This is a genomic window from Bradyrhizobium sp. Kon58 (assembly GCF_055807455.1).
The window spans coordinates 1-268 of sequence record NZ_JBVVOT010000453.1; the positions used below are offsets into that span (position 1 = coordinate 1).

The window sequence follows — 268 nt, forward strand, 5'->3', positions numbered from 1 at the left end:
GACGCGGTGATGAAAACTAGCCTCCCCAAGCAGCAGAAAGGCACGGCCGCGATTGAATTCGTCGCCGTGTTCGTGATGTTCTTCGCCGTGTTCTACGGCCTGGTCAGCTATAGCCTGCCGCTGCTGTTGATGCAGTCGTTCACCCAGGCCACCGCCGAAGCCGTGCGCCTGAGCGTGGGGCTTGACCCGTCCATGCCGGGCTACAGCACTGCGGTGCAAACCACCGCCAAGAGCGCGATTTCCAACCGCCTGCGCTGGATCCCCAACG

The 268-nt window shown here is 62.7% G+C and carries 1 protein-coding gene; it reads left to right on the forward strand.

Annotation, left to right across the window (positions count from 1 at the left end):
• Positions 1 to 268 (forward strand): TadE family protein (locus AC0L20_RS41120; protein ID WP_473295847.1); only part of this gene is annotated, 268 nt, incomplete at both ends.